General features: G+C 46.9%; 20 protein-coding genes. 16 read left to right on the plus strand and 4 right to left on the minus strand.

Annotated features, from left to right (window positions below; all coding sequences use genetic code 11):
* Positions 1-12: 12 nt before the first annotated feature.
* The 6 genes from A3IK_RS19070 to A3IK_RS0109655 are packed head-to-tail and all read left to right on the plus strand — an operon-like array spanning position 13 to position 6,708.
* The gene (locus A3IK_RS19070; RefSeq protein WP_020559779.1) at positions 13-723 is read left to right on the plus strand and encodes an RDD family protein; all 711 of its coding nucleotides are present in this window, start codon (positions 13-15) and stop codon (positions 721-723) included.
* On the plus strand, positions 720-1,718 hold the full coding sequence (locus A3IK_RS0109635; RefSeq protein ID WP_020559780.1) for a stage II sporulation protein M: 999 nt from the start codon (positions 720-722) through the stop codon (positions 1,716-1,718). Before A3IK_RS19070 ends, A3IK_RS0109635 begins: the two co-directional genes overlap by 4 nt.
* On the plus strand, positions 1,715-3,211 hold the full coding sequence (locus A3IK_RS0109640) for a hypothetical protein (RefSeq protein ID WP_020559781.1): 1,497 nt from the start codon (positions 1,715-1,717) through the stop codon (positions 3,209-3,211). The genes A3IK_RS0109635 and A3IK_RS0109640 overlap by 4 nt, the downstream gene beginning before the upstream one ends.
* On the plus strand, positions 3,208-4,446 hold the full coding sequence (locus tag A3IK_RS0109645) for a DUF4350 domain-containing protein (RefSeq protein ID WP_020559782.1): 1,239 nt from the start codon (positions 3,208-3,210) through the stop codon (positions 4,444-4,446). Before A3IK_RS0109640 ends, A3IK_RS0109645 begins: the two co-directional genes overlap by 4 nt.
* Positions 4,430-5,395 (plus strand): AAA family ATPase, encoded by a 966-nt coding sequence (locus A3IK_RS0109650; RefSeq protein ID WP_020559783.1) that lies wholly within the window; start codon positions 4,430-4,432, stop codon positions 5,393-5,395. The genes A3IK_RS0109645 and A3IK_RS0109650 overlap by 17 nt, the downstream gene beginning before the upstream one ends.
* Positions 5,392-6,708 carry a DUF58 domain-containing protein gene (locus tag A3IK_RS0109655; RefSeq protein ID WP_020559784.1) on the plus strand — a complete coding sequence of 439 codons (1,317 nt, stop codon included), beginning with the start codon at positions 5,392-5,394 and terminating at the stop codon, positions 6,706-6,708. Before A3IK_RS0109650 ends, A3IK_RS0109655 begins: the two co-directional genes overlap by 4 nt.
* Before the next feature lie 13 nt (positions 6,709-6,721).
* Here the strand turns inward: A3IK_RS0109655 and A3IK_RS0109660 are convergent, their stop codons facing one another.
* Positions 6,722-7,825, minus strand: coding sequence for an RNA-guided endonuclease InsQ/TnpB family protein (locus A3IK_RS0109660; protein WP_020559785.1), 1,104 nt, complete (start codon positions 7,823-7,825; stop codon positions 6,722-6,724).
* A 122-nt stretch (positions 7,826-7,947) separates the two neighbouring features.
* Between A3IK_RS0109660 and A3IK_RS0109665 the strand changes: the two genes are divergently transcribed.
* Entirely contained in the window at positions 7,948-8,166 is a 219-nt protein-coding gene (locus A3IK_RS0109665; RefSeq protein ID WP_020559786.1) for a hypothetical protein, read from the plus strand.
* A gap of 197 nt (positions 8,167-8,363) precedes the next feature.
* Positions 8,364-8,822: a DMT family transporter gene (locus A3IK_RS0109670; RefSeq protein ID WP_020559787.1), complete on the plus strand. Its 459-nt coding sequence runs from the start codon at positions 8,364-8,366 to the stop codon at positions 8,820-8,822.
* 18 nt (positions 8,823-8,840) lie between these two features.
* Here the strand turns inward: A3IK_RS0109670 and A3IK_RS0109675 are convergent, their stop codons facing one another.
* Both A3IK_RS0109675 and A3IK_RS0109680 read right to left on the minus strand, forming a co-directional pair.
* A complete protein-coding gene (locus A3IK_RS0109675) occupies positions 8,841-9,740 on the minus strand; it encodes a helix-turn-helix transcriptional regulator (RefSeq protein ID WP_020559788.1) in 900 nt (299 codons plus the stop codon).
* The gene (locus A3IK_RS0109680) at positions 9,737-10,585 is read right to left on the minus strand and encodes a formate dehydrogenase accessory sulfurtransferase FdhD (RefSeq protein WP_020559789.1); all 849 of its coding nucleotides are present in this window, start codon (positions 10,583-10,585) and stop codon (positions 9,737-9,739) included. Before A3IK_RS0109680 ends, A3IK_RS0109675 begins: the two co-directional genes overlap by 4 nt.
* A 240-nt stretch (positions 10,586-10,825) precedes the next feature.
* On the opposite strand from A3IK_RS0109680, the gene A3IK_RS20305 reads away from it, so the two are divergent.
* The 8 genes from A3IK_RS20305 (at position 10,826) to A3IK_RS21320 (ending at position 19,306) form a co-directional block, all read left to right on the plus strand.
* A complete protein-coding gene (locus tag A3IK_RS20305; RefSeq protein WP_020559790.1) occupies positions 10,826-11,302 on the plus strand; it encodes a DUF3305 domain-containing protein in 477 nt (158 codons plus the stop codon).
* Between the two features lie 3 nt (positions 11,303-11,305).
* Positions 11,306-13,309, plus strand: coding sequence for a DUF3306 domain-containing protein (locus A3IK_RS19080; RefSeq protein ID WP_020559791.1), 2,004 nt, complete (start codon positions 11,306-11,308; stop codon positions 13,307-13,309).
* A 137-nt stretch (positions 13,310-13,446) separates the two neighbouring features.
* Positions 13,447-14,046 (plus strand): TorD/DmsD family molecular chaperone, encoded by a 600-nt coding sequence (locus A3IK_RS19085; protein WP_020559792.1) that lies wholly within the window; start codon positions 13,447-13,449, stop codon positions 14,044-14,046.
* A gap of 10 nt (positions 14,047-14,056) precedes the next feature.
* Positions 14,057-14,272: a hypothetical protein gene (locus A3IK_RS0109700; RefSeq protein WP_020559793.1), complete on the plus strand. Its 216-nt coding sequence runs from the start codon at positions 14,057-14,059 to the stop codon at positions 14,270-14,272.
* Between the two features lie 12 nt (positions 14,273-14,284).
* Positions 14,285-17,185, plus strand: coding sequence for a formate dehydrogenase subunit alpha (locus A3IK_RS0109705; protein WP_020559794.1), 2,901 nt, complete (start codon positions 14,285-14,287; stop codon positions 17,183-17,185).
* 10 nt (positions 17,186-17,195) lie between these two features.
* Entirely contained in the window at positions 17,196-17,912 is a 717-nt protein-coding gene (gene fdh3B, locus A3IK_RS19090) for a formate dehydrogenase FDH3 subunit beta (RefSeq protein ID WP_083915712.1), read from the plus strand.
* A 10-nt stretch (positions 17,913-17,922) separates the two neighbouring features.
* Positions 17,923-18,864, plus strand: coding sequence for a formate dehydrogenase subunit gamma (locus A3IK_RS19095; RefSeq protein WP_020559796.1), 942 nt, complete (start codon positions 17,923-17,925; stop codon positions 18,862-18,864).
* Positions 18,865-19,072: 208 nt separating this feature from the next.
* On the plus strand, positions 19,073-19,306 hold the full coding sequence (locus A3IK_RS21320; RefSeq protein WP_162596636.1) for a hypothetical protein: 234 nt from the start codon (positions 19,073-19,075) through the stop codon (positions 19,304-19,306).
* Between the two features lie 313 nt (positions 19,307-19,619).
* Here the strand turns inward: A3IK_RS21320 and A3IK_RS0109720 are convergent, their stop codons facing one another.
* Positions 19,620-20,492, minus strand: a complete 873-nt coding sequence (locus A3IK_RS0109720; protein WP_020559797.1) for a hypothetical protein — start codon at positions 20,490-20,492, stop codon at positions 19,620-19,622.
* Positions 20,493-20,949: the final 457 nt, after the last annotated feature.

The following is a 20,949-nucleotide window of genomic DNA, read 5'->3' on the forward strand; positions in this document are numbered from 1 at the left end:
CGCCATTCTTACATGCAATTAGATACTTTATACACGGTGCATACCCCTGAAGGTATTGCCCTAACACTCACCCCCGCAGGGTTTGTACCACGCTTTATGGCTTGGTTGATTGATTTACTGATCCGGTTTGGCGTGGGTATTACGCTGATCAGCATCTTAGGGCTACTAGGCTATCTCGGTGGGGGCTTAACCTTGATTTTGATCTTCCTATTAGAATGGTGGTATCCAGTGTGGTTTGAATGGCGTCATCAAGGCCAAACCCCCGGCAAGCGCTTATTTGAGCTTTATACCGTACAACGCGATGGGAGTCCGGTTACCTTTTCAGCCTCACTATTGCGTAACTTGATTCGCTTTGTTGATTTTATGCCATTTTTTTATGGTTTTGGGGTGATCAGCTTACTTTTCACACGGCATTTCCAACGCTTAGGCGATTTAGCCGCCGATACATTAGTAGTATATAAGCCACATCTTCATGCTCATCGCGCCCTACCCGCCGTGGAGCCTTTGCCACTGCCCCAACCCTTACTGATTCAAGAGCAACAAACGTTACTACAATTTGCCGAACGTTACCGTACTCTCACCACCGCACGGGCGGATGAACTTGCTCAAATTACCGCAAGCACACTCACTCAAGGACAACCCCCTAGTCTGACCTTACAACGCTATGCCGTATGGATTGCGGGGCAACATACCCTGACGCCTAAACAGGTAGCCAACTCATGAAGCAATTACAATTTATTGAGCATTACCAAACGGTCTGGACTCAATTACAAGCTTGGCTCGATTATTTAGCTTTATCTAAACATAAGCAGCAAGCACAGAGCGCACCTAGTGGGCAATTTGCCGAACTCTATCGTCAAACCTGCCATCATTTAGCCCTAGCACAAGCCCGCCATTATAGTCCGCAGTTATTAGAACGGTTAAATCATTTAGTCGTCGCAGGGCATCAGCAATTCTACCGTGAGCGTGAGCCTATTTGGACTCAGGCTTGGAATTTTTTAGCGCTACAATTTCCCGCTCAAGTGCGTGCGCAATGGCGTGTAGTCGCACTATCGGTAGCCATCTTTTATGGCAGTATGCTGCTCTTTATTTTCCTGACGCAATGGCAACCGGATTTAGTGTATTCCGTGCTGGATCCTATGCAGGTAGCGCAAATGGAGTCCATGTATGATCCCAAATTACATGACCGCTTAGGGCGTGAGCGGGAGGCGGATAGCGATGTGTATATGTTCGGGCACTATATTCGCAATAATACCAGCATTGGGTTTCAGGCTTTTACCAGTGGCTTACTCTTGGGTGTTGGTACACTATTTATCTTGTTATTCAATGGCATAGTTTTAGGCGCAGTCGCCGGGCATCTGACTTATCTGGGTTATAATGATACCTTTTGGGGCTTTGTGGTCGGGCATAGTGCCTTTGAGTTAACCGCTATAGCCCTATCCGGTGCGGCAGGTTTTAAGCTCACTCAGGCGCTACTATTCCCCGGACGTCAAACTAGGCTCTATGCGCTACGTACTAATGGGCGGATTGCGATCCAATTGATGTACGGTGCTGCTTTGTTATTTTTAATGGCGGCCTTTGTGGAAGCCTTTTGGTCTTCTCAAGCACAAACACCACTCAGCATTAAATATACGGTAGGAGCTGTGCTTTGGGTGCTCACTCTTGCTTGGTTAGGCTGGGGGGGACGTAAACATAGTGTGCAGCAGGTGAATCTATGACACCTAAACTCACCATTACCCTACGCGAACGCCTACCTTTTGAGGCGCTTGACTTAGGTTTACGCTTAACGCAGTCATCCCCTCTGATCTGGCAAGGATGGATTTTATTCATACTCTTGGTGGGACTATTTTTTTGGGCGGTATTACCTTCAGAAAAACTCTGGATTGGTTTAATTGTCATCTGGTGGTTTAAGCCCTTATATGACCGTTTTTTATTATACGGTTTGAGTCGAGTGGTGACCGGGCAGCCCCTCACCCTAATACAGTGGTTTAATGCGATACCCTCCCTACTACGTCAGAGCGATTTAAGCGCCGCACTCACATGGAAACGCTTTTCCTTAGTACGCTCTTATGTACAACCTGTGTGGCAATTAGAGGGTCTAAAAGGCTCAGCCGCACGTAAACGCCGCACCCTGTTAGTGAGTCAATTTAATCGTCATGCGGCTCTCTTAACGATTAGTCTCTTCCTAGCTCAACTGTCCATTTTTCTATCTTGTTATGGTTTATTATTGGTATTTGACCCTAGTGATGCGACCTATGAACATATTCGCAATATTTTCACGGGCTATATCGATCGTAAAGAAGAGTATTGGCATCACTTGCTTGATTATGGCTTTTGGCTACTGGGCATTATAGTCATAGAACCTTTTTATGTGGCGGCAGGCTTAACGCTCTATTTGAATCGCCGCATACAACTAGAAGCTTGGGATATTGAACAATCATTACGCACACTAGCACAGCGATTAAGTCAAAAAGCTAACACCTTAACAGTAAGCCTAGGGGTAATTATTATTTTGCTCCTTGGTCATGTACCTACCCCCAACTACGCCGCTGAATCAACCGCAACAGAGCCTATCGCTCAAGAGCGTTTAGCCCCTAGTCAAGCTAAACAGCAAATCGAAGCTATTTTAGATGAGAATGAAGTGCAAAAACGCACTGTGCACCGTTGGGTTGCGAAAAAGCAAGAGAAGGACGAAACGGCTAAGAAAGCATCCGTTTCAGATCAGATGATTACCAGCTTGGCTCAGGTATTTGAAGGCAGTTTATGGGTGTTTATGGTGATTGGTTTAATTCTGGCATTTATTTATCGCGCCACGCTGCTTAAGCTATTAAGACCTTATCAACACAAAGCACCCGCTTTTTCCCCACCAAAGACTTTATTTGGTTTAGCCGTCAGTGCGGAGAGTTTACCTAGTGATATTCCCGCCGCCGCTCAACAGGCTTGGCAACAAGGCCACTATCGTGAAGCATTAAGTTTGCTCTATCGCAGCGCTTTGTATCAGCTGACCCATCAGCAACAAGTACAGATTCAAGCTCATCATACCGAGGGCGATGTATTAGTTCTAGCCCAACCTAAAAGCTCGGATCCGCAACTCGCTTACCTCACGCTATTGACCCATTATTGGCAACAAACCGCCTATGGTCATATCCCTCCTGCCAATGAGGTACTGAATCAATTACTCCATGCACGACAACAAGCCGAGGCCGTATGAAAGATCACCTTCATACCTTATTAATTAGCCTATTAGTAGCTGCGGTCATAGCAGGGGCGGGTTATTGGTTTTTTACTCATTACGAACTCAAGGGCTATGAGGAGCAAATCGGGGCGCAAGGCGAGGCTGCTCACAATAACCTTTACTATTCACGGCTATTTTTAAAGCGCATGGGGATTGCCACTGAGTCTAAAACGCAGTTTACTTTGCCCGATACGCAAACGGTATTAGTGCTAGACAGCGAGCGTTATGTGCTTAGCCAAGATAAAATCCAAGAGCTATGGGCTTGGGTAGAACAAGGGGGACATTTAGTCACCCGCCTACGTAATCGTAATACCTCAAAAGATAAAGAAGAATTTGAAGAAAACACTGAAAAAGATACTGAGGACAGCACCAATAACTCTCAGGATAAACCAGCACCTACTGATAAAAAAAGCAGTCAAAGCCATGACCTATTGCAAGAGCGACTCCAGATTCAAGGCGGACGCTATCAATCAATGAGCACGGATGATCTACCCCTCAAAGCCCAGCTACCCTCCTCTAAACAGGAGTTGGTGGTCGATTTTGATTTATTTCGTGCCATTAAAAGCACTGAGCACGAGTGGGCGCTCAAAAGTCCTAAAGGTGATTATTGGCTAGTGCATAAACGACAGGGTAAGGGCGCAGTAACCGTAGTCAGTGAATTTGATTTTGCTGATAACACTAGCTTAGGTGATGAGGATAATGCGGAGTTTTTTTGGTCGCTGCTGCACCTCCAGCATACTCCTACACAGGTGTGGATTATCCGCGATCAAGATTTCCCTTCGCTTCTCACCTTACTCTGGAATTATGGCACCTTAGTGCTATTTAGTTTCGGTGCTTTATTAGTATTAAGTGCTTGGGCGTGGATGCCGCGTTGGGGAGCACTCATTCCACTACCGCCCCCTACACGCCGCCGTATTATTGAACATCTAAAAGCTAGCAGTCGTTTTCAATGGTTTCAGCAACCACAAGGACGCAGCACGATGATTGAAAGCTTACGCCGCGATACCTTGCAAGTAGCCCAAAAACAACTCCACTCTTGGTTTAATTGGGGAGAGGCAGAACGCTGGCAAGCACTCGGTCATCCCTTACAGCTAGATCTCACTACTATCCAAACCTTATTCCAAGCACCCGAATTAAAAGAGGCTGAGTTAATACAGCTCGCACAGCTCAATCAATATTGGAGACACGCGCAACATGCAAGATCAAATTAATACCGCCAGCCAAGTACTACAACAGATTCGCACACAAATTCAAACCGCCTTAATCGGTCAAGAAACGGTAGTACATGAAACACTATTGGCACTGTTAGCCGGTGGGCATGTATTGATTGAGGGGGTGCCGGGCTTGGGTAAAACCTTATTGGTGCGAGCGTTAGCCCAAACCATTAGCGGGCAGTTTGGGCGCATTCAATTCACCCCAGACCTCATGCCCGCCGATATTACTGGGCATACCCTATTTGATCGGGAAACCCAGCAATTCCAAGTCCGCAAAGGGCCTATTTTTACTAATCTATTATTAGCTGATGAAATCAATCGTGCTCCGGCTAAAACCCAATCTGCCCTATTAGAAGTTATGCAGGAGCAACAGGTTACCCTTGATGGAAAATCCTACCCTGTGCCACTCCCCTTTATGACCTTGGCGACTCAAAATCCACTGGAACAAGAAGGCACCTATCCATTACCTGAGGCACAGCTTGATCGTTTTTTATTAAAAATTCGTATGAGCTACCCCACCTTAGAGGAAGAAAAGGCTCTCACCGCGCTAGTCACCCAAGCCCACTCCAACTCTGGCTTTAATTTGGACTCGGTACAAGCCGTGGTCACTCCGCAGCAGATCATTGAATTGCAGCAAATATGTACTCAGATTGCGGTCGATGAGGCGGTATTAGACTATGCGGTACGCCTTGTACAAGCAACCCGTCAACATGCCGGTATCCGTGTTGGTGCAGGCCCGCGTGGTAGTATTGCCCTAATCCGTGCAGCGCGAACTGAAGCCTTACTACAGGGTCAAGCCTTTGTCACACCGGATCATATTAAAGCCATTACGCTGCCGGTATTACGCCATCGGATTGCCTTACATGCTGAGCTAGAATTGGATGGGGTCAGTAATGATCAAGTACTTACCACCCTACTTGAACAAACCGCAGCACCACGGCAATGATTATTCCTAGTAAACGTCTGCTCTGGCTTAGTGTCGCTTTAGTAGCTCTAGCACTAGCGTTTAGTATTGCCCAAGCAGGCAACACCCTCTTTTTAATCTTAGCTAGCCTAGTTGCGGGTATAGTACTCTTAGATGCGCTCTGGTGTTGGATTAGACCTCATTCTATCCATTTTAAACGGATTCTGCCCCAGACCTTAGTGGTCGGTATGCCACAAGTGGTGCATATTCAGGTGGAGGGTAGTCAGCGCACGGAAACCTTACAACTCTACGATCACGTACCCGCCGACTTTCAAGTGACCGCGCAACACTTACCACTGCAGTTACTATTACCCGCACAACAAAACGCTGAAGTTGGCTATGAAATGACGCCTGTTAAGCGGGGCTTAGCACACTTTACTACTTTACAAGTGCGCACCTTATCGCGCTTAGGCTTATGGTGGCGAGATAGGAAAATAGCCTTAGCGCAAGAGGTCAAGGTTTATCCTAATTACACCGCTTTTGCGCGTTATACTCTGCTCGCTGCCGAACAACAACTCAATCAAATGGGCATTAATCGTCGCCCAAGGCGGGGTGAAGGGCAGGACTTTCATCAATTACGCGACTATCGAGAAGGCGATAGCATTCGCCAAATTGACTGGAAAGCCAGCGCCCGCATTCAAGCCTTAGTCACGCGCGAATACCAAGAAGCCCGCGACCAAGAAGTATTAATCATGGTCGATTGCGGGCATAGGATGACCGCTCATGATCAAACCATTGCACATTTTGATTATGTCTTAAATGCCGTATTGCTCTTAGCACATGTCGCCCTCAAACAAGGCGATGCGGTGGGTCTCGGAACCTTTGGTACTGCCGAACCCCGTTGGATATTACCCAAAAAAGGGCAATATGGTTTACAGCAATTATTAACTCAAACCTATGACTTGCAACCGAGTGAACAAGCCCCTGATTATTATCAAGCCGCTTTAAGCGTGGTAGCACGGCAAAAACGCCGCGCCTTAGTGCTGTGGATTACTAATTTACGTGATGAAGATCAAGGCGATTTATTACCGGCTTTGCAATTAGTGCGTAAGCGCCATCCGGTCGTCATCGCGAGTTTACATGAAACCGCCATTGATGTTCTGCTAGAACAAACTATACACTCACTGCCAGAGGCATTAGACTACGCAGCTGCTGTGCAACATTTACAAACTCGTGCAACACTCATGAAGACGCTGCAAGCCAGTGGTATTGCGGCGTTAGATGTTATGCCCACCGAGTTAGCTGCAAAGCTAGTGAATCACTATTTAGATATTAAACGTAATCAACTTTTTTGACATCCTCCCCGACCTAAAGGACGGGGATTCCTGCTGCCAGACGCTCATGTCCGAGCGCGAGAATGTTCTTAGCTGCATTGACATCTCTATCATGCATTGCTCCACACTCAGGGCAAGACCATTCTCTTATTCGCAAACCTGTCCTACCTTTCGGACTATTGGAGCCTATGCAGCCACAACACGAACAAGCTTGGGTGGTGTACGATTCATTGACTTCTAGATACACACCTGACCGCGCACTCGCTTTGTATTTCAGTTGTGTTTTGAGCATAAACCAGCCTGCATCTAATACGGATTTAGCCATCTTGGTTTTGGCTAGGGCTGAACTACTGACATTGCCAATGATGATTAAGCCGTTGTTTTTAACGACTTGGGTTGTGAATTGGTGAATGGAGTTTAGGCGGCGATTCTTGATTTTAGCATGAATCGCTTTCACCCGTTTTTTCTGTTTAGCCCTTTGAGCTATACCCAGTTTAGATTCCAGCTCTCGATAGAATTGTTTGGACTCTAGCTTTAAGCCATTGCTACAGGTAGCCGTGTCTTTGAGTCCTAGATCAATGCCTACTTGTCCTTGTGCTATCGACTCTGTAACAGGGACTGCTACGACCACATTGAAGTACCAGCGACCTCTAGCATCCTGAGAGAATGAGCCTGAGCGGAACTCGTATTGAGAGAGTCCATAGCTATCCCATACCTTAAAGTAGTGACCCGCATAGCGAACTTGCCCATTCTTCCATACGGCTGCGCCTTTTTTAAAGGGTATCCATCCTAAAGAACGCTTAGAACCACTAGAAATACGCCAGCGCAATTCACTTTTCTTGAATTGCTTGCGGGCTTTCTCGTGGGCTTCCGTCACTTCTTGAACTGTTTGAGAGTGAATGAGAAACCCACGTTCTTTACGCAAAGTGGCTTGAGATTTAGCAAGATCATAGGCGCTCAGGTATACATGAAGCCAACCAACCTCAGGAATCGGTAAATGTGCATAATAGGCCGCTTCTTCATTGGCCGCATTCCACACCTGATTCACCTCAAAGGCCATACGCTCCAGAATAGGCGTGTGCTTATCCTTGACTCGTACTTTTAGCGTTTTGAGAACTGTCACTAGGGGGGATGTCATGTTACTATTCTAACTCAAGTGAACGACCGAATCATCGGTTTGTAACCGATTCGCCTTATATCCCCGCCGTGAACGGACGGGGTTTTACGGCGAAATTGATAATATTGAACAGGAGGCTCAACATGGCAGAATGGCGTACTATTGCAAAAGCAGCGGTATTAGGGGATGGACACATTAGTCAAAAAGAAGTGCAATTATTGCGTGACCTAGTCTTAAAAGATGGTCGTGTGTCTAAAAGCGAATTAGCGTTCCTCAAAGAAATCAAAGCCGAAGCTAAAACAGCGGTAAAAATGCTGGACGAGCTGATTGCTGACTGCGAAAAAGTAGCTACAGGCGACTAAGCTTTGCACTCAAAAAGTAATCGGTTATGGTAAGTTAAGTATATAAAAGTAAGCAGGTATTTCTGGAGCAGTCTTGGCGGCAGGGACGCCGCCTTGTAGCGTACAGGGACGTATTCACAGCGGCTGCGGAGGAAATACTCGGTTACTTTAGCTTAAGTACTTAAATAGCCGATTACTTTTTCCTAAGCTACATCCTAATGAAAATACTGCCTTATGTATTAATTAGTCTCTTAGGTGGCGCTATAGTCCCCCTACAACTGGCTATAGTACATGCCTTTCAGAAAAGTACCGCAGCCTCTCAAATACAATCCACTTTCTACCTCTACATTGGCGGAGCCATCGCCTCACTGATTTTAGCCTATGTCATAAGTGGGGGAATTACTCCTCCCATGGTGGAAAAGGCGACTTGGTGGATGTGGCTTCCTGGTTTTTTAGGTAGCTTTTATATCTTATTTATGTTCATCGCTGCGCCTAAAATTGGCTCTGCTAATACTCTATTATGGGTTTTTCTGGGTCAGATGTATTTTGCTTTACTCCTCAGCAGACTAGGCTTATTCGGATTAGCCATACAACCCATCAATATGTATAAAATCATAGGGTTGCTATTTGTCACCATTGGAGGGGGTATTATGATTTATGGTGAGAGCCAGTCTTGACCTTCTCCCAACCAAACATCAATCCCCTCCCCATAATAACTCACCACTACGCTCTAGATCATAGCCCCGATATCCTAATGCAGCCTTTTGGCTATTATCATTACGTAAACACTTGAGCAAATTTTGAAATAAATGCCGGAACCAGATATTACGTGGCAGTGCAATATCAAACGCCTCCCAACCAAAGGGCATAAAGGCCAAGCCACACTCCATAGCGGCAGCTCGCGCCCCTGGTGCAATATCCGCGTGACGCATAGCAATTAGTGCGGCAGCCTCACGCTCTGAATAGGCGGTTTGACTCACGGATAAGGTATCTACATTTAGCCCATGCTGACTCAATATATCTTGCAGAAAACGCTGTGAACCTGCCCCAGCTTGTCGCCCGACCCAACGTAAGGCTGTGCGGAATAGCTGCTCAGGATCCTGCCCAAACTGGGCATATAGATCGGGGTGCAACATCAAACCTTGTTCACGACGAAACAGGTGTACTAATACCCATTGATTAGCCTGTCGATATTGCTGCAACAAGGCAGGATGGCGTAAATGACTCTCCTCACTCGGCCCCCAATGGAGGCAACAGGCATCCGCACGGCGCATTTGCAATAGCTTCAACCCTGCCCCCGTACCCGTAGGAAAATAACTCACCAAACCATGCGGTGCTATCGAATGGGTATATTGCATTACCACCCGATAAAATAAGGGATCATCACTGCCCACAATGGCTAGCCGGTCGGATAATAAGCCACTATAGGCCGACTCCATAATCCAGCGGTCAATGAGACTGCGCGGAAACAGCCATTTACCCGTGACTTTTGTGGCAGGAATCTGATTATCTTTTACCAGCTCATAGACTTTCTTTTCATTGAGATGTAGGTAATCAGCCACCTGCTTAACACACATATAGCTATCATGGCTCATGATATATCCTTAGCGGGACGCACAGGGGGAATAGCATCTAACACTAAACGCTCGGCTCCATGATAGACCTGAAAATGTTGCCCCTTAGCACGCGCAATCATTAACACCCCTACTTTACGCGCCATTTCCAAGCCCATTTGAGTCACACCTGAGCGCGAGAGCAGAATGGGAATACCCATTTGTGCCACTTTAATCACCATTTCTGAGGTCAGGCGTCCGGTGGTATAGAACAACTTATCCGCACCCTCAATACTATTGAGCCACATATACCCCGCAATAGTATCCACCGCATTATGCCGCCCCACATCCTCCACAAAACTGAGAATTTCTGCCCCCTCACATAGCGCACAACCATGTACCGCCCCCGCACGGCGATAGATTTCATTATGAGTCGTCAAGGTCTGCAAAGTGGCATAGAGCTGTGATTGATATAAGGTTACAGCGGGCAGGCGTAATTGCTCTAGTCTCGCCATGACATCGCCAAACACCGTACCTTGTCCACAGCCGGTTGTTACGGTTTTATGTTCCAGCTTTTCATCTAAATCCGTCACGCCCTGATAAGTAGTTACTGCCGCAGACTCGGTTTCCCAATCCACTTGAATAGCTTTAATCTGACTAATATCACGGATTAAATTTTGATTGCGTAACCACCCTAGTACCAATAGTTCTGGCTGGCTCCCCATGGTCATGAGGGTAATAATTTCACGTTTATCCAGATAGATGGTCAACGGGTATTCGGCAGAAATATAGCCATCGCGTACCTGTCCATACTCATCGACAGCACTAATAGCTAAGGTAGCCTCTCGACTAGCGCGACTGAGGTATAACGCGGGATCATGGGTCATAGTAGCCTCCTGTGGCGATACTATGACTCAGCTAGCAAAAAGCATACCGACACTCAATACACCCTTTATTAAGAAAATAAGCCTAACAAACAGACAAATTGTCACAATCATAGAGAGGCAGACTGACAAAATGACGCACTTACCCTTTAAAGCCAAACTAAGTCTTAATAATGCAAGTTAAGCGCATAGCTATTATAATTCTGTCACCTACTCTCCTACTCCCGCCATTGGAGGAACATTGTGCATAGCAAAACCCTGCCAGAACGATTACCGATAGTCGCTATTTTAGAAAAACGTCCCTCTGTTAGTCGTTGGGCAGATGCCTATTGGACGGCAACCGGAGTGATTGTCGGCGAACGTAGTGAAGCACCCGCTACCTTGCTGCATGCGAGTAATGACATTGAGCAATACATCTATCCGGGTCTACAAGCCAAACTGCACTTAGATGAGTGTGAGAGTTATTACCATAATCTCAAATCGCCTTATCCTAGTGGTTATATTTTGGCTACACTGGCAACGGATGGAACGCCTATTCCCTATTATTTTACGCTCAGCTTTGATGAAGCTAACTCCTATTTACAAGGCAGCGCCCAAGTCTATCCCGTTCCACTACCCGCCGAACTCTATCAGTGGCTAGAAGCTTATGTACTAGAACATTACGCCCCTGAGCCACGTAAAAAGCGCCGCCTCACGGATATTGACGATAAAGGACATTAAGCGATGAGTGATGAAACCTTCTTAAGCCGTTGGGCGCGTCTCAAACGTGAGCGGGTCGAGGTTGAGCCAAGCACTCCAATCGCTACGCCCCCTGCTATCACTGAAGCCTCCGAATCCCCCCTGCCAGCAGCCAAGCCAGAACTGACCGATGCTGATATGCCAACGCTGGAGGAGCTAGATTTTCACTCGGATTACAGCGATTTTTTTTCCCCCAAAGTCAGCACCGAATTGCGTAAGAATGCGCTGCGCCAATTATTTCGCCAGCCCGAATTCAATGTGATTGACGAACTCAATGATTACCGTGAGGATTTTACCTACTTTGAGCCACTCGGTAATGTACTAACCGCCGACCTAAAACACCAACTAGAACGCCATGCCCGCCAGCATTTTGATCGCCTATTAGAAGACCAGCACATGACACCTGAGACTCTCACCCACGCTCGTACCCAAGCCCTCGCGACTTTACAACACCATCCTACCGCTGTAGTGGGTTCGGTAGGCTATCAGTCACAGGGTCGTCTGTTGATGATTGGGGATGCCTCAGTTATTAATCTAGCCGCATCCTTACCCGATACCTTAAAACCGCACATTATACTGACCGATACAGCGGCACCCGCTAGCCAGTTTGCCCAATCAATCACCCTATTAAACGGGCGCGACCTTAGTATTAGCGGATATTTAGGTGCCTTTATGGTGGATATAGGTGATAGAGTCCTAGCGGCGGATCTGATTCTTGACTTACAAACCCCACCCAGCCTACAACGGGATGTCTTGCCCCCCGGATATTTTGCCCCACAACCCGATGAACTTGCTGCAACATTATTAGAGCTACCGGATATGATCGGCGAATTCAGCAAGCCGCGTTATTTCCATTATGACCCTAGTATTTGCGCTCACAGTAGTAGTGGCTTGCCGGGTTGTACACGCTGTATTGATGCGTGTGCGGCAGAGGCGATTATTTCTATAGGTAGCAAGATTGAGGTTAATCCCAATCTATGCCAAGGCGAGGGCGCTTGCGCGGCAACTTGCCCTAGTGGAGCTATTCGTTATCAATACCCTGCCCCTGCGCAAACGGTTGATCAATTACGGGTGATGTTACGAACTTACCGTGAAGCGGGTGGGATTGCGCCTAAAATTCTATTTCATCGCAGTGCTACCGCCCTAGCATTAGACCAGCTCCCTCCTACTCTTTTGCCCTTTCCCGTAGAGGAACTGGCTAGTGCGGGAGTAGAGTTGTGGTTTGTGGCCTTAAGCTTTGGTGCTAGTCAAGTATTGCTCTATGATGAGGCCGCTATCACCACGCTCAGCCGTGAGACTATCCAACAACAACTTAGCATTGCCCACACACAATTACAGGGTTTAGGTTACCCCCGCACCGCCATTCAATTATTACCCATCGGTACACCGCTAGCCGGTATTAGTCCAGCCCCCGTGATGCCTCTATTTACACCTGCAACACAAGGCGGGCTGAATAATAAGCGCCAACAATGGTCTCTAGCGCTGGATTATTTATACCGCTTTGCACCTGCGGCTCAAACACCGATTACCCTACCCGCAGGCTCACCTTTTGGTACTTTAGTGATCAATAAAGAAGCCTGTACGCTGTGCATGGCCTGTGCCACTATTTGTCCACTACAGGCTATTGAGGGGGGGCTAGACCGACCCCAGCTCCGTTTCCATACCGATCACTGTGTACAGTGCGGTTTATGTGCTAAGGGCTGCCCAGAACAAGCTATTCATTTGCAGCCACTTTATATCCCCGACCCTGAGCAACGGCGCTTAGTACAGGTATTACACGAAGAAGCTCCATTTTGCTGTGTTGAGTGTGGTAAACCTTTTGGTAGTAAAAGTACGGTCACGACTATGCTCAGTCGCTTGGCTAAGCACCCTATGTTTCAGAGTCCCCGTGCTTTACGGCGCTTGGAGATGTGTGAAGACTGCCGTGTGATGGATGTGGTACAAGACCCTAGTGCAATGGGTGACACTATGTCACAACCGCCCCACTAAGACAGTTTGCTTAAGACATAATGTCGCATATTTGAGAGAAATAACTCTAAATACTAGACTGATTACCGTTATTAGGCAGTATTTTCCCCCTAATAATGGTACAGGAATTGCTAGTAACCCTGAACGAAGGAGAGGGAATGCAACTAGAAGAACACACAGCCATCGCCCCAGAGCAGCAATACCGCGCTAGTGTTTATCGTTTATTAGCGGCGTTATTGCGTGATATTCCCAGCGAGGCGGTGCTGACCTATGCGCGACAACTAGCAGACCTCAGCGAGGGAGGTGATGCCTTGGCAACCGCATTGGTGGGATTAGGCTTAGCGGCTCGTCATACCGATCCATTGGCCATTGATGATGAGTTTCACGCCTTATTTATTGGTATGGGTCGCGGTGAAATCGTTCCCTATGGCTCCTGGTATTTAACCGGCTTTCTGATGGAAAAGCCTTTGAGCTTATTACGTCAGGAACTCTTTGCACTGGGGTTTGAACGCGATCCAAGCGTCAAAGAACCCGAAGATCATGTCGCCGCCCTGTGCGAGGTCATGGCTATACTTATTGAAACCGACGCAGAATTTGCCCAACAACAGCACTTTTTTAGTCGACATATAGCCGATTGGCAACAACGCTTCTATCAAGACCTAGAACAAGCACCTTCGGCCGCTTTTTATCAGGCTGTTGCCCAACTTGGCAGCGCTTTTATTCAGTTTGAGCAACAGTATTTCAGTATTCAACAGTGAGAGACAGAGCATGAAACCAACTGAACAGATTAACACGCCTCATAATCGTCGCGGATTCCTGCGCGGTACCCTCGCTGCTAGTACAGGTGCTGTATTAGCCGCCGCACTTCCGAGTGCTACGGAAGCAGAACCAGTCGTGACTGCGCCAACACCTGAGCCACAGACTAAACAAGGCTATCGTGAGACGGCACATATTGCTGCCTACTATAAAACTGCTGCAAACTAACAGGAGCCTGCGATGAAACTCACTAAAATTAGCGGGCAAACCGGTACAGTAACGACCGCAACCCCTGCCATTAAATCAGTCACACGCCGTGAATTTCTGCAGACCTCCAGCCTCATGGCAGGTGGTAGTCTATTAGCTACGGGCTTAAGTACTGGCATGATGCGTAAAGCCCAAGCGGCTGATGCTGCCAAACCTGCTGCTGCGAATACTAAAATAGCACGCACCATTTGCTCGCACTGCTCGGTAGGCTGCGGCATTATTGCGGAGGTGCAAAATGGAGTTTGGACTAAACAAGAACCTGCTTTTGATCACCCCTTTAACCTAGGCGGACACTGTGCTAAGGGAGCGGCCATCCGCGAACACGGCCATGGCGAACGCCGTCTGAAATACCCAATGAAACTGGTGGATGGTAAATGGAAAAAACTATCCTGGGATGAGGCGATTAATGAAGTAGGCGATAAGCTCTTACAAATCCGTGAGCAATCCGGCCCCGACTCTGTTTACTGGCTAGGTTCTGCCAAGCACAGTAATGAGCAAGCTTACCTCTATCGTAAAATGGCTTCACTCTGGGGGACGAATAACGTCGACCATCAAGCCCGTATCTGCCACTCCACCACCGTAGCAGGGGTAGCCAATACTTGGGGGTATGGTGCCATGACCAACTCCTACAATGATATACACAATGCCAAAGCTATCTTTATGATTGGTGCCAACTCTGCCGAAGCACATCCGGTAGCGTTGCAACATATTCTCAAAGCGAAAGAAGAAAATCATGCTCCTATGATTGTGGTTGATCCGCGCTTTACCCGCACAGCCGCTCACGCTACCCAATATATTCGTATTCGTCCGGGCACGGATGTGCCGTTTATTTGGGGCATGCTGTATCACATTTTTGCCAATGGTTGGGAAGATAAAGAATTTATCCGTCAGCGCGTCTACGGTATGGAGGAGATTAAAGCCGAGGTCGCTAAATGGACACCTGCTGAGGTCGAAAACGTGACCGGAGCCTCCGAGGCGGTAGTCAAAAGAGCCGCTCAAACCATGGCACAATATCGCCCCGGTACGGTGATATGGTGTATGGGGGGTACTCAGCACACCATAGGTAATAACAATACCCGTGCCTACTGCATCCTACAATTGGCGCTCGGTAATATGGGCGTCTCTGGAGGTGGCACTAATATTTTCCGGGGGCACGATAATGTGCAAGGTGCTACCGACTTTGGTGTCACCTCTGATAGTCTGCCCGGTTACTATGGTATAGAAGAAGGTGCTTGGAAACACTGGGCTAAAGTCTGGGATGTGGATTTTGAGTGGCTTAAAGGACGCTTTGAAGCCGGAAAATATGAAAAGGGCAAAGACAAAGACGGCAATGAAATTGAAATCGGCGTGATGAATACCAAAGGTATTCCGGTTTCACGCTGGATTGATGGGGTATTAGAAGACAAAGCCAATGTAGCGCAAAAAGACAATATTCGCGCCATGATTATGTGGGGTCATGCACCTAATAGCCAAACCCGTGGCACAGAGATGAAAAAGGCTTTCGAGAAACTCGATATGCTGGTCATTGTTGACCCCTTCCCTACCGTTTCTGCGGTCATGTCTGAGCGCAAAGATGGGGTTTATCTCCTACCCGCCACGACCCAATTTGAGACTTATGGCTCAGTTACCGCCTCGAATCGTTCGGTGCAATGGCGTGATCAAGTCATTGAACCGCTATTTGAGTCTAAGCCTGATCACAGCATTATGTATTTGCTCACCAAAAAACTAGGCTTTGACAAGGAAATGTTTAAAAACATTAGCGTCAAGGGTGAGGAGCCGCTGATTGAAGATGTGACACGCGAGTTCAATCGCGGTATGTGGACTGTTGGCTATACTGGACAAAGCCCTGAGCGCTTGAAACAACATCAGCAAAACTGGGGAACCTTCGATTACACCAGCCTACGTGCTAATGGTGGGGCTTGTGATGGTGAGTTTTATGGCTTGCCTTGGCCTTGCTGGGGTACACCTGAGATGAAACATCCGGGAACCGCTAATCTCTATGATACCCGTCTCACCGTCGCTGAAGGTGGTCTAAACTTCCGTGCCAATTTCGGTGTAGAGCGTAATGGTGTCAATCTTTTAGCCGAAGACTCTTGGTCAAAAGGGGCAGAAATTCAAGACGGCTATCCCGAATTTACCGCTGACTTACTGAAAAAGCTGGGCTGGTGGGATGATTTAACCGAGGCAGAAAAAGCAGCGGCTGAAGGCAAAAACTGGAAAAACGACCTTTCCGGTGGTATTCAACGGGTGGTCATTAAGCATGGCTGTGCTCCTTTTGGTAATGCTAAAGCGCGTGCCATTGTGTGGACTTTCCCCGATCCTGTACCCATTCACCGCGAACCGCTTTATACCTCACGCCGTGATTTAATAGAAAAATATCCCACTTATGAAGACCGTAAGTCGTTCTGGCGTTTGCCTACCCGTTATAAATCGGTGCAAACGCCGGATCATGCTAAAGACTATCCGATGATTCTAACCTCCGGGCGCTTGGTAGAGTACGAGGGTGGTGGTGATGAAACCCGCTCGAATCCGTGGCTGGCAGAATTGCAACAACATATGTTTGTCGAGATTAATCCCCGCGATGCGAATAATGCGGGCTTAAAAGAGGGTGATGATGTTTGGGTTGAAGGGGCTGAGGGTGGCAAAATTAAGGTTAAAGCCTTAGTCACTGAACGGGTCGCTCCGGGGGTTGCCTTTACCCCCTTCCACTTCGGTGGAGTATTTCAGGGGAAAGATCTGCGGGATAAATACCCTGAAGGTAGCGATCCCTATGTATTAGGGGAGGCCTGTAATACCGCCTTTACCTATGGTTATGACTCCGTGACTGCCATGCAAGAAACCAAATGCAGTCTATGCCGCATCACTAAAGCTTAAGGAATCTATCATGGCAAGAATGAAATTTTATTGCGATTCAGAACGCTGCATCGAGTGCAATGGTTGTGTTACCGCCTGCAAAAATGCCAATGAGGTTCCGTGGGGCATTAATCGGCGGCGGGTGGTCACTATTAAAGACGGACAGCCGGGCGAGCGCTCGATTTCGGTAGCCTGTATGCATTGCTCCGATGCGCCCTGTCAGGCAGTCTGTCCGGTCAATTGTTTCGTCACCACCCCTGATGGGATTGTGCTGCACAATAAGGACACTTGTATTGGTTGTGGTTATTGCTTCTATGCTTGTCCCTTTGGTGCTCCGCAATTCCCTACTGATGGTGCTTTTTCTTCCCGTGGCAAAATGGATAAATGTACTTTTTGCGCGGGTGGCCCTGAAGAGGCTGATAATAGTCCCGAAGAATTCAGAAAGTATGGCAGCAATCGGATTGCCGAGGGTAAGCTTCCCTTATGTGCCGAAATGTGCTCCACCAAAGCTCTCCTTGCGGGTGATGCCAGTGTCGTGTCTGATATTTACCGCCAACGTGTGGTCAATCGTGCCGCCAGCGCCTTATTAGGGGGCAGTGGCTTACAGCAAACCGGATTCCAGCCTAGTGTTGCGGGCACAGGTGTAACCAGCGTACCACCAGAATCAGGCAAAGCCACCGCCGAGCCAACGGGTATGCCAGCAGACGATGTGCCACCTAGCACTCAAGTTCCTGCACCTTTGCAGTAAGGAGTGAACTATGAATGACGGGTCAGTCAAAAACCCCGGCATTGAGTTTTGGGATGCGGTGCGCGGACATGAGGGTGCAGAGACTGGGCAAGTACGTTCACAAGTCACCAGTATTGATAGCACCACGCTGATCAACCCTATGGGTGAGGAGTGGCGCTTATATCGTATGGATATGCTCATTCCGACCGCCGCTATTGTATTAGGACTCACGCTGTTAGCCATTGTGCTCTTTCGGCTCATACGCGGTGAAATTAAGATTCAAGGCGGCTATTCGGGGCAAAAAATTAAACGCTTTAGCACCTTCCAGCGTTATGTGCATTGGACTACGGCTATTTTATTTATTGTATTAGCCCTGACTGGAGTGATATTGCTGTTTGGACGCTATATAGTTATCCCCGTTTTTGGCGCAGAGATTGGGGGTACACTAACATGGCTATGTAAACGTACCCATGACTTTGCAGGGCCTGCCTTTGGGGTCGCCCTTTTGGTAATGATCATTACCTTTATAAAAGGCAATATGCCCAGCCGCATTGATCTGCAATGGCTCCTTAAAGGGGGTGGTTTATTCGGTAAACATGCCTCTGCGGGGCGCTATAATGCGGGAGAAAAAGCGTGGTACTGGACGATAGCATTGGCTGGGACGTTAGTGGTATTGAGTGGTTTAGTGTTGGATTTCCCTAATTTTGATCAGGGGCGGAATACCATGATGTATTCCCACTGGGTTCACTCTATCGGTGCCGTGATTTTAATAGCCTTTGCTATGGGGCATATTTATATGGGCACCATCGCTATGCAAGGAGCCTTTGAGGCTATGCAAACCGGCTATTGTGATAGCAATTGGGCAAAAGAGCATCATGATCTATGGTATGCCGACATGCAGGAAGCTGGGAAAATTGACGAGCCAACTAATGAACCTGCGGGTACTTTGCAACTAGCGGATAATAAATCCTAGCCAGATTAGAATGATCTAGTAAATAGTTACTCCCTCAACCTGTTTTCTTAATAGGTTGGGGGGATAATTGCCTCCCTAATAATACCGTGCATCCCATTAACGTATTGACACTCAACGTTATCTCCATTAGATTTTCTCAGGCAATTTTGCAAAACCTAATGCTTCAGGACATCGGCCCCCTGAAGGGTTCAAATATCGGCCGCGATAAATGTTTATATGTCAACAATGTAATATTCAAGTCCCCCCTCATATCCCTTTAAATCTCATCCCACTACAAACGCGCAATAAAAAATACCCTGCAAGAGCTAATGTCAACCGAGAGGTTCATAGCGCACCCGCGAACCATAAAAATGACCCCGGCGGCTCTGGTACGGAAATCGTGCAGGAAATTCGAGTGTGTCCAGACTGTTATGCAAAGCTGAAAACTAAACTGAGCAAATAGCTGATTAGTAACACTATTAAATAGAGGTAACTACTCAGGTTATTGTTTTTTGTTGTTAGGGCATTGGCAGTACCTGAGTAGTTTGAGCTACCATCACTAGCTCTTTGTACTTTGATACGGCTCGACCAGACTATCAATAAACTTGCTATAATGAGCAGAAGAAACCAATTCATCTATCTCTTCTTTAGTCAAATGATCTGCGACATCTCCCTAAATGCCAGTCGCGCCATTTCCATGACTTCATCCACTGTTCTTCTTTTATATGTATGCCCCATCTTCTAAGACATCTAACTAACAGTAGATTATACAGATTCTAGGTCTGATTTAACAAATTAAGTAGATAATCATACTCTTCTATTTCTATATCTGTAAGGAGATCTTTCAATTTAACATTCATCGTTATTTGAGTTTCTAGACCATTATACTTATCTATATGCTTAACAAGTTTCGGAGTGAAGCATCTAATTATATCAATAAGACCATTGTCATCTGTAATAAACTCTGACCTAAGGTATCTACCACTCCAGTCACGTCCAATTTGCTCAATTTCAAGCTTGATACTTGCAAATCTAGTTATTAGCATAATATCCGCTAAAACATTTTCAGCATCAAATTTTTTAGGATCACCTTTGAATTTCATTAATTTTTTAGCAGCAGGGTTACCATAAAGGCATGCAAGACCAATAAAAACGACTAGATGCTGCCTACTAAAATTGAAACAATTTGCTTGCTCTATTATTTCTTCAGCGATCTTTAATCGTTGTTTATATGCTACAGGAGAACCAAGTTTGAAATGGTCGTTTAAAGCTTTTAAGAAATCTAAGTAGTGAGATCTTTTTTCTTCGATAGGGTTACCTCGAAGCACCCTAAGAGACCGCAAAATAAAATCATCAGGCTCATATATATGAGCCTTTGTGAAAAAAATTCGCATAGATGCAAGGTCAGACAATATTTTCTTTTCCAACTCTTCATCTGTATCTATTCCACGTGAATCACTGACCTTCTCCATCAATGCAAATAGATATGAAAAGCTGTTGTTAGGCCTATCTAACTCTCTAAGACGGTTAAGGAGAGCAACCTTTCGAGGGTTTTTCTCGAGTGAAGTACTTGTGAGCTTGGTTGCACTTACAACACAAATATCTAGCATATATAAAACCCAAGTTGCGCGAGCTAAAGAAAAATCCATGAGGATCGTTTAAAGTCTATCGACGAAAACAAACCCTTTAAACGAGAACGCCTCATGGAAGAAACGATCATAGCGCTCTATTGTGTCTGTGACGACCTTTTAAAGAGCCTAAAGCGCTGCGAAGAACCCAGCCGTATGAGTGATGCAGAGGTCATCACGAGTGTAGTCGTCAGTGCCCTGTACTTTTCGGGTCATCAAGACAAGGGGTGCGAGTTTCTTAAGGCGCATGGCTATATTCCCCAGATGCTGAGCAAAAGCCGCTTTAACCGACGTGTCCATCATTTGTCGGGNGTGATCAGGCAATTATTTCAATACCTAGGACGGTATTGGCGTGACCATAACCCCTCCAGTCTTTATGTGGTGGATAGTTTCCCGGTAGCCGTGTGTGACAATAAGCGCATTCTGCAGTGCCAACGCTTCCAAGGAGAAGCGTGGCGGGGGTATCAAGCGAGTAAGC

The sequence above is a fragment of the Thiofilum flexile DSM 14609 genome (assembly GCF_000380185.1).
Classification (GTDB): domain Bacteria; phylum Pseudomonadota; class Gammaproteobacteria; order Thiotrichales; family Thiotrichaceae; genus Thiofilum; species Thiofilum flexile.